The organism is uncultured Faecalibaculum sp., assembly GCF_910588395.1.
Lineage (GTDB): Bacteria > Bacillota_I > Bacilli_A > Erysipelotrichales > Erysipelotrichaceae > Faecalibaculum.
In genome coordinates this window covers 19,508-29,240 of record NZ_CAJUPA010000032.1, presented here as the reverse complement: position 1 = coordinate 29,240, position 9,733 = coordinate 19,508, and the positions used below count along the sequence as shown (strand labels likewise).

The window sequence follows — 9,733 nt, the reverse complement described above, 5'->3', positions numbered from 1 at the left end:
AGAAGATGGACATCCGGATCTGACAGACAGGCCTGTAAATTGAAATGAGGCCAGAAGGGAATAACCCTGAAAACAAAAATTAGGTCCAGACTCCTCGTCCAAATGAATTGGATGTGAGAGTCGGAACCTCATCAAAATTTAGAGCGCCGAAACGTGAACTCTATGGATCCGCGTTTTTCTATAATATTGTTCCTTCACAGACGTATAAACGCTTATTCAATACTCACTTCCGACACTTTTCCACCATCATCTTTCACACACAGTAACGCTGATCTCATCACCATCAGACTTGTTCAGCTGATTACGAATGGATTTCAGCACCCCGATGATGTAGCAAATGCTTCCATCAGGATTCTTTACCCCCATATTGACAATGCTTCCATCATAGGGAATCCCATCAAATGTTGCATGGACCTTTACTCTCCCTTTGCCGAATTCCTTTCGGATATCATAGGGAAACGTAATATAGGCTCCGCCATTTTCCGGTGTGAAATGAATAATGGATTTAAACTTGTATACTTTCTGATTCATGAAAACCCTCCAGCACTGTTCTACACACCAGCAGCAAAGCAAAACCTGTCAATTCAAACAAGCATAAGCCAAATATGGCTGCCGGTCAGAATACTGAAAACCAGAACTGCTAGTACAAAACCCACTCTGCAGAAAACTGCCTTACCGTAAACCTATGGACTGATCCTGTTCTGTCTTCCTCATCACATCTTTCGGAAAGACGTATCTGTGCCTTCCCTTTGTTTTCCTCCCATACTCAATAGCCGCAGTCGGGCAGTGATTGATGCAGGCAGTGCAATGCGTGCATCTGTCAGACCACTGCGGCTTTTGGTTCACCAGAACAATGTTGTTCAGGGGGCACAACTGGACGCATAGACCACAGCCAACGCACTTGTCCGTCACATGGAAGCCCCTGGAACTGGTCATGAAAGCACAGAACAGCGGATTGATCACCGTACTGGCAATTCGGTCGCCAATGGAAATGTTCCGCGCAGGAAGCATTTCACCACATTGTATGCATTGCGCAATCCGGGACAGAGGGGAAGTGCTGGCCTGAATGATCTTTTCTGCTTCTTCTGATGATGGTGTTTCAAACATCGTAATATGGTCAGAAGGCATATTGAAGGAAGACAATCCCATGAACACCATGCCCTTCTTTTCCGCAAGTTTTCTGGCATAGTCTGAGGCATTCCCGCAGCCGGAGGTGTGAGTCAGAACAAAATACATCTGCCGGTTTCCGGTCAATGGTGTGTCATTCAGCAAATCCGTCACAATTTCAGGGATTCTCCAGGCGTAGGTCGGCGTCACAATGATCCATGGTTTTTCAGAGTGAATCGGAGAATGATCCTTCGTTTTGAGTCTGGGAGTCAGCGACACAACAACATCATCTACTGCATCTGCAATCATCCGGGCCGCATACTCGCTGTTACCGGTTGCCGAGAAATACAAAATCATAGTCCGATCCTCCTGAGGCTGCTCTTCACAATTGATCTGCCGTACCCACCATCCATAGGGCGCAGGCAATCGATGCCAGGCAAACATAAGCTGAATAAGGATACCAGTCAGGATACAGGAAAGCCAGAACAGCCAGTACGAAACCTGTCGCATAAAACAGTGGCTTTGCTGCCCTGTATTTGCTGTCCAGTCGCGCCCTTCTGATGTGACCTGCCAGGGCAATATAGAACAGGCAGGCGGCAGAGACATTCCACCTTCTGACCAGGGCTTCGAAAACCAGCAGCATCTGGATCAGAAGCAGAATGACTATCCAAATCAGTTTTCTGTTATCCGGTTTCTCTGTCCGGTTCTCAAAGGAATCTTTTGTATGCCGCATAGTCCCTCCTGTTCTTCCGGAATCAACCGGTCCATGCAGTTCACACATATCATGTTGAAGCCTGAAACTCAATGAAGACTGAACTGACATTTCCCGGCTGACTGGATTTTGCTTTGTGATGTGCAGGGGATTCATCTGATACAAAACCCTCTCTGACGGCAGAACAGATCCAGGTTGTTCAACAGCAGTGATGGAAATGACATACAGCCGGATATCCATTCTCTCTGGTCTCGGCACCGTCTTTAAATGTTCTATCATTTCATGTTGATACAGACACCAACCTTGCGTGATAATTCATGTAAGCGGATACATGAAGGCAGAGAATTCATCAAAATGATGGTAAGATATGACATTTCTCACTCATCATTTCTGCTGCAATTCTCCATATTGTAAGGGAAGACTGCCAGCCGGAAAAACAGTCCTGATCTTGTTTCTCCGGCCTCCTGACAGCAGTCAGATATATCCAGAGAGAGGGAAGTACATGAAAAAACTGATTCAGACCACAGCCGCGGCGGCACTGAGCGTTTCCGGCCTGCTTTCATCCATCCCGATGCAGATTCTGGCGGAAGAGACAGAACCCGAAGTCACGGAAATCCAGTCGGAAACCACGGAAGCACCAGCAACACTCCCGGAACCGGAAGAGACCCCCGCTCCCGCAGAACCGGAAGCAGATCCTGAACCTGCGCCGGAAGAAACGCCTGATGACACAAACCCGACACCGGATGCACAGGACGAGCCGGAAGAAGAGGAAAAGAAAACCAGAGAATCCGACTACGACGGGCTGCAGGGACTGACCGGCAATTTCGAGCGGGTGGAAAACGGCTACAAGCTGGCCAACACCGGTGGCAACAACCACAACCTGTCCCAGCTGAATGCCAAAGCCTTTGACTTTGCGGCAGATATTGAATACATCAACGGAAAGAACGTTTCACTTATGTTTGGTGCCGAAACCAGCCACCCTGGCAACTACGGCACATTCTTCGGTCTGGAACTGTGCAATGATGGCGGAAACCTCCGCGTCAAGCTGTTCCAGGATGGCCCCGGCGGACTGGGAGATGGCGTCATCCCCTATACCGATGCCGGTACAGCCGTTGACGGTACCAAAGCCCATCTTGCTGTCAGCGTATCAGATGCAGGTGAACTCTCCATCGCCGTCAACGGCACTGCCATCCCTGTGACCTTCCAGAAAGATTTCAAAACCCGGTATGCCGGGGGTTACATCGGCCTTCTGACCTGGCAGACAGAAGCCATCGTCTCCAACATCTCCTTCAGCGGCACTCAGGCGCCGGAAGCCCAGTTCAGAACCAACCTCACCAATCTGAAAGGCCTCCAGGGCACCTGGAAAGAAACCGAGGAAGGCCTGTTCTCCAGCGGTGGCGGTGACAACTTCGCCATTTCGGATACAGTAGCCAAAAACGTGGAATTCTCCGCCACGATCACGAACAAAGAGAAAAAGGGTGCCGGCTCCATTGCCATCCGGTGCACAGACAACCCCAGAAACGGCGGATACTTCATCAATGCGGATTATTCCGCCGGCATCTTCAAGCTGTTCTCTTTCCCCTCCGGCGCCACCGTGGCTTCTGCCCCCATGGCATCGGTTCCGGAAAATGAGGACGGATCCTACAAAATCACCATTCAGATGGTGGACGACCAGATCCGCGTCTTCGTGAACGGCACTGGCATCATCAACGTGAAGGACACCCAGCACCCCAATGAAGGCAGACTGGGTCTGCTCACCTGGGATTCCACCGTGGTCTATCAGGACGTGACCTACAAAGTGCTGGACAGCATGGCAGACATGGAAGAGGCAAAGCTCACCGGTCTCAAGCTGCTGACAGAGGGTACGTACATCACGGAAGCCATTGATCCGGCGATCACCATTTACGGTCTGGATGTGGAAAGCGGCGTTTCCTCCTTCTCCCTGAAACCTGAAGGCACGGGTACCATCACCGTGAGAGCCTATGACCGGGACATGAAGCTGATCCGGGATTTGGGTGACATCACAGATACCATTGACCTGACAGACGAAGATTTCCGGGATTCCTTCATGAACCTGTATATCACCGTGACCAACGACATGGGATTCGCGAAGGACTATCTCTTTACAGTGAACAAGTGGATCTCCTATGAGGATCTTTCCAAAGAGGAGTACAGGCCTCAGTTCCATGTCACGCCCATCACCAACTTCATGAACGATCCCAACGGCATGGTCTATGACTCCACAGACGGCTACTGGCACATGTTCTATCAGTATCAGCCCCAGAAAAACGGTGGCGGCAAGCAGGCCTGGGGCCATGTCCGCTCCAAAGACCTGGTGAACTGGGAACAGCTCCCGCTGGCCATACAGCGGGATGACGACGGTCTGATCTACTCCGGCAGTGCCATTGAAGACCGGAACAACACCTCCGGCTTCTTCACCGACAACAAGGAAGGAGAATCCCGTCTGATTGCCTACTTCACCTATGACGGCAACGGTGCGGAACAGCAGGGCATGGCCTACTCCAAAGACCATGGCATGACCTGGATCAAATGCGGCGTCATTCTGGACAAGACAAACTCCATTTCCGGATATGACTTCCGGGATCCGAAAGTCTTCCAGGTACCCGGTGATGATGATCACTGGTACATGGTCACTGCCGGTGGTGCGGCACAGATCTTTGTCTCTTCCGACCTGAAGGAATGGACCCGCAGTCAGAACCTGACCTACAAGGATGGCAGTCAGATTCATTCCGAATGCCCGATGATGTATCCGGCCACAGATGAAGAGACCGGAGAAGACCTCTGGATCTACGGCGGCAGCGCCGGCTTCTACGTGGTGGGAAAAATGGAGAAGGACGACAAGGGTGTCTATAAGTGGACCGCCATCAGCGACAAGCTGGAAGTGGAATCCAACGAAAACCCCTGGGGCGGCTTCGGCAAGTACGCCACCATGACCTTCTACAACCCGGATGACGAGCGGACCATTGGTGTCAGCTGGCTGCAGGACTCCATCAATGCGGATGGCAAGGGCTATGACGGCGTCCAGTCTCTGCCGCATTCCTACTCCCTGCGCAAGATCAACGGCAAGTATGTGATCGTGTCTTATGTGGTGGACGAAGTCAACCAGCTCCGGGACATGGACAACCCGATCTACCAGACAGAAGACAAAACTGTGACGGCGCAGGATGGCAACATTCTGGAAGGCTGCAGCGGCATCACCTATGACGTGGAAGGCGTGTTCGATGTGACGAACTCGAAGAAAGCCTTCGGCTTCCGCCTGCGCCAGGGATCTGACGGCGAGATCCTGTTCTCCTATGATCCAGCCACGAAGAAAATGACTCTGGATCTGCGCACGGCTGGCGGTCACCGGGGCTCCGGCTACTTCACTCAGACACTGGAACCGGATGCAGACGGAAAAATCCACCTGCGGCTGATCATTGACCAGGGCGCGGTGGAAGCCTTCGGCAACTATGGTGAAGCCAACATCTCCACGGTGCTGGTATCCGGTACCTCCAACCTGGGCATGGAGTTCTTCACCGAAGATGAAGTCACCATTGACAAGCTGGATATTCTGGAAATGAAATCCATGTATTCCGGTGCTTCCAAAGCGGAAACCGAGGACAGCCAGCTGTACCTCAGCGCACCCTCCTATGCCGAAAAAAACCAGGAATTCACAGTCCGGGCAACGCTGTATCCGGACAAATCCGGCAAGGGTGTGACCTGGACGGTTCCGGAAGCGCTGGAAGTGAAGGAAGAAACCGGCGGCAAGATCGTGCTGGTTTCCGCCGAAGAAGGCGAGTGGACGATCACAGCCAGCGCCGGCGATCTCTCGAAGGACATCACCGTCCGTACCGCAGCACCGGACTTTGCGAACAATGCAGATGGCTGGAAAGCCACAGCCGGCAAGTGGTACGTGGACGACCAGGGCCTGCATGGCAAAAACGAAGGCACCGGCGACTGCTTCTACCTCAATGACAGCCGGATCAGCGCAGGCGAATCCTTCTCCCTGACTTCGAACATCAAGGTGGAAAAAGGACAGGCTGCCGGCATCGTCTTCGGTGTCCGGGATCCGAACAACCCCGGTGGCATGTGGTATTGTGCCAACATTGACGCCAAGGATCAGGGCGGCATCTTCAAGATGTTCCGGAACACCGGCGGTCAGGACTGGTACGTATCGAAGAAAATGTCTGAAGTGCCTGCCAATGAAGACGGCTCCTACGATCTGGAAGTGACCTATGATGCAGACTCCGGCCTGCTGACGTATCTGGTCAGCGGCGTGGAAATCGGCAGCCACACCGCAAACTTTGCAAATGACTGCCCCAATGGCGGATACACCGGCTATGTCACCTTCCGGGCCGACGCACTGTTCAACGACTTTGCCCTGGCATCGGATGCTGCTGTGGATCCGGAAGCCGATCTGACAAAACAGGCCCTGCAGGACATTGAAATCGAACTGGATACCACCCATACCCTGGAGCACTTCTATGGTCACGAAAAAATTCCTGCCGCTGTGACGGTGAAGCTGACCAACGGAACACTTCTGACCGTGCCGGTGAACTGGAACACCGACGATGTGAAGTTCGGCACCCCGGGCGTATATACCGCCACCGGAACGCTGGATCTGCCGGCACTCTATGCCAAGGACGATAAAGCAGCTGCTGCACCGTCGGTGAAAGCCACTGTCACGATCAAAGACAGCACCCCGGCTGTGGACAAAGGCGCTCTGCAGCAGGCGGTGGATGATGCAGCCGGACTGAAAGAAACGGATTACACAGCGGACAGCTGGAAAGATTTTGACAAGGCACTGACAGACGCGAAAGCCGTGCTGGCAAATGAGACCGCCACACAGGAGACGGTGGACAACGCGGCCAGGGCACTGGCAGCTGCCAGGGATGGTCTGAAGAAAGCCGAAGAACCGGCCCCGGAAAAAGCGGACCTCACCGCCCTGACCAATGCTGTGGAGGCAGCCAAAGCGCTGAAGGAAGCCGACTACACCCCGGAGACCTGGGCAGCATTCCAGGAAGCTCTGGCGAAAGCCCAGGATGTCCTGAAGGCAGAAGATCCCGCTCAGGCAGATGTGGATGCCGCTCTGAAAGCCCTGACCACTGCCAGAGACGCACTGAAGCTCAAAGACGATGTACAGAAAGAAGTGGATAAATCGAAACTGGAAGAAACCGTGAAGGAAGCAGAAGGCATCAAAGCCAGCGGCTATACGGACGCCAGCTGGAAAGCCTTCCAGAGTGCCCTGAAGGATGCCAAAGCCATTCTGGAACGGGATAATGCGACTCAGGATGAAGTGGACAAGGCACTCAAGGCTCTGACAGATGCCAAAGCGGGCCTGACAAAAGCAGGCACCCAGAGCGGCACAACCACTGGCACCCGTCCTGCCACCAGCACAACCCGGACATCCGGATCGAAGACCGCAGCCTTCACAGCTGCAGGTCTGTGGACCGGGCTGATGGCCGCCGCAGCTGCAGCCGTCGCCGTAATCTGGAAAAAGAAACGGGACTGATGCGGCACAGGGAGCCAAGCGGACAGGGAACTGAGACGCTGATTTCCTGAGTCACAAGAACAAGCAAAACAGGAGTCTGGATTTCACAGACTCCTGTTTTCGTGGTGACAGCACTGTCAGGTGTACGCGTATCTCACCCGCTGCATCATGCCCCGGCTTTGTCGGCAGACGAAAAAAACCGGTGAGGATTGCTCGGGATCCCGACCGGTTCAGGAAACAGTCACAGCAGCTGCAGCACCATGCCTGTGGCAGCGCCGGTGAGCAGCAGGATCAGAAACACCCGCAGAATGGTCTGTTTCGGGGCATGATACTGGATCAGCACCAGCGGTCCGAGACCGGCGTTGGTGACAAGACCCGCAAACAGACTGCCGAAGCTCAGGGTGCCGAATTCGTAGAGCTCGGTGAGCACCACTGTGGCGGCGCAGTTGGGGATGAAGCCGAAAACAGCCGCAAGAACAGGCTGGAACCAGGTGCCTGACAGGAGGAACTGCCCCAGGGTATCTTCGCCGATGCCGTGAACCAGAGCAGTGAAGATCACCGTGACGCCAAAGACCCAGGCGTAGATTTTCAGCGTCCGCAGCAGGGCGCTCTGCCACATGGGCCGGTCGGGGTAGCAGCAGGGGCAGGCACCGGATACTTCGGTGTCTTCGGAGATTTCCGTGTCTTCCTCTTCCTCGGGCATGTCTTCAAACCGCTGGATCTTCACAGGGAACAGCCGGTCTGTCACATAACCTGCCAGAACCGCAATGAAGAATTTCAGGATCAGGATCAGCACCAGGGATCCGTAGAGATCCGGGTGGGAGAGCAGGATCGGGATGGCTTCGTCGCTGGTGGCGACAAAGACCGCGATCATGGTGCCCAGGGTGATGTTGCCCTGGACAAAGAGCATGCCCGCCAGCACAGAGAAGCCGCACTGAGGAATCAGCCCGATGAGTGCGCCCACCAGCGGGCCGTATTTCTGCAGGGCGAAGAACATGGGACTGTCGTCCTGCGGACGCCGTTCAAACCATTCGATGACCAGATACGCTGCCAGCAGCAGGGGAATCATGGTCCAGGTATCTTCCAGGGAATGCTCCAGTATTTCAAAGACAAAATCCAATTTGATCCCTCCGTTCCGGGGCCTGTCCAGCAGGCCGCTGCTTTTCATAGTAGTGGATGATACCACAAAAAAACGGGTCAGTTGCCCGTTTTTTCCTCCAGATGGATGTTTTTCTCCCGCAGGCGCATTTCTGCCAGATCCCGGATCCCGGCGTAGATCAGCGCGAAGACCGGCACACCCAGGAACATGCCCAGAATGCCGAAAAGGGCGCCGCCCACAGAGACCGAGAACAGGATCCAGAAACCGGAGATGCCCAGCTTGTCACCGAGGATGATGGGCTTGAGGACATTGCCGTCCACCTGCTGCAGCACGAGGATGAACACCGCGAACAGCAGCGCATACCAGGGCTTGATCAGCAGCAGGATGATGATCACCGGGATCGCGCCCAGGAAAGGACCGAAGACCGGGATCACATTGGTGATGCCCACCACGAAGGCAAACATCGGTGCGTAGGGAAAGCCCATGAGCAGACAGCCGATGTAGGTGATGACCCCCACGATGAAAGAGTCGATGAGGTTGCCCACGATGTACTGCTCAAAGACATGCTGCACGTCCCGGGAGTACAGGGAGAGATAATTGGCGGCATCGGTGCTGAACAGTGAGTAGTTCAGTTTCCGGATGCCCATGAGCAGCTTCTCCTTGTCCAGCAGGATGTAGACAGCCGCGGCCAGCGAAATGAGGACATTCATGAGAAACTTCACCAGATCCATGCCCATGTCCGCCAGGCGGGGCAGATACTGCTGCACGGCCCGGGAGATGGAGGGGAAGAGATCCAGCTGGCTGATGAGCGTTTCCGACTGTTTTGCGCTGAGTCCCAGCATGTCTGCCAGGGAATTCAGATACTGTCCCAGGGTTTCGGAGTAGTCGGTGAGGGAATGCATGAACTGACGGATGGAGTCCAGCAGACTGGGGATCACCACGGCGAAGCTCAGGAACACGAACAGGATCAGCAGCAGGAACACGGTGAGCACTGCCAGCAGGCGGCACTTGCCGGGTTTCAGGCTGGTGCGGGTCCGGAACTGCTTTTCCACCCATTCCATGGGCTTGTTCATGAGAAAGGCAATGGCAATGCCGAACAGAAACGGTCCCAGGATCGACAGCCCCCTGCCGATGAAGGACATCACGTCTTCCAGGTGGTTGATGAGCGTGAACAGGATGATGGCGATGGCCAGGGAACAGGAATAAATAATGATCTTCCGGCGCATGTCCCGGTTGATTTCAACTTTCATAGGTGCCTCCTTCCAAGACGATACCGCAAGGCTCATTCAGAGTCCAACCACCCGGTGCATCTTTGGAAAAACCT

General features: G+C 54.1%; 5 protein-coding genes. 1 reads left to right on the top strand and 4 read right to left on the bottom strand.

Features of this window, described 5'->3' with window-relative positions; translation table 11 throughout:
- Window positions 1-246 precede the first annotated feature (246 nt).
- Both QZ305_RS09175 and QZ305_RS09170 read right to left on the bottom strand, forming a co-directional pair.
- Window positions 247-531 (bottom strand): DUF1905 domain-containing protein, encoded by a 285-nt coding sequence (locus tag QZ305_RS09175; protein WP_294731475.1) that lies wholly within the window; start codon window positions 529-531, stop codon window positions 247-249.
- 141 nt (window positions 532-672) lie between these two features.
- Window positions 673-1,713 carry an EFR1 family ferrodoxin gene (locus QZ305_RS09170; RefSeq protein WP_294731474.1) on the bottom strand — a complete coding sequence of 347 codons (1,041 nt, stop codon included), beginning with the start codon at window positions 1,711-1,713 and terminating at the stop codon, window positions 673-675.
- Window positions 1,714-2,321: 608 nt separating this feature from the next.
- Here QZ305_RS09170 and QZ305_RS09165 point away from each other — a divergent pair.
- Window positions 2,322-7,331: a GH32 C-terminal domain-containing protein gene (locus QZ305_RS09165; protein WP_294731473.1), complete on the top strand. Its 5,010-nt coding sequence runs from the start codon at window positions 2,322-2,324 to the stop codon at window positions 7,329-7,331.
- Between the two features lie 220 nt (window positions 7,332-7,551).
- Here the strand turns inward: QZ305_RS09165 and QZ305_RS09160 are convergent, their stop codons facing one another.
- Both QZ305_RS09160 and QZ305_RS09155 read right to left on the bottom strand, forming a co-directional pair.
- Complete coding sequence (locus tag QZ305_RS09160) at window positions 7,552-8,478, bottom strand: putative manganese transporter (protein WP_294731471.1); 927 nt, start codon at window positions 8,476-8,478, stop codon at window positions 7,552-7,554.
- Between the two features lie 29 nt (window positions 8,479-8,507).
- Window positions 8,508-9,659 carry an AI-2E family transporter gene (locus tag QZ305_RS09155; protein ID WP_294731470.1) on the bottom strand — a complete coding sequence of 384 codons (1,152 nt, stop codon included), beginning with the start codon at window positions 9,657-9,659 and terminating at the stop codon, window positions 8,508-8,510.
- Window positions 9,660-9,733: the final 74 nt, after the last annotated feature.

Coding starts and splice junctions, on each gene's coding strand:
- QZ305_RS09175 (WP_294731475.1), bottom strand. CDS start 531: ATGAATCAGAAAGTATACAAGTTTAAATCCATTATTCATTTCACACCG.
- QZ305_RS09170 (WP_294731474.1), bottom strand. CDS start 1,713: ATGTCTCTGCCGCCTGCCTGTTCTATATTGCCCTGGCAGGTCACATCA.
- QZ305_RS09165 (WP_294731473.1), top strand. CDS start 2,322: ATGAAAAAACTGATTCAGACCACAGCCGCGGCGGCACTGAGCGTTTCC.
- QZ305_RS09160 (WP_294731471.1), bottom strand. CDS start 8,478: ATGAAAAGCAGCGGCCTGCTGGACAGGCCCCGGAACGGAGGGATCAAA.
- QZ305_RS09155 (WP_294731470.1), bottom strand. CDS start 9,659: ATGAAAGTTGAAATCAACCGGGACATGCGCCGGAAGATCATTATTTAT.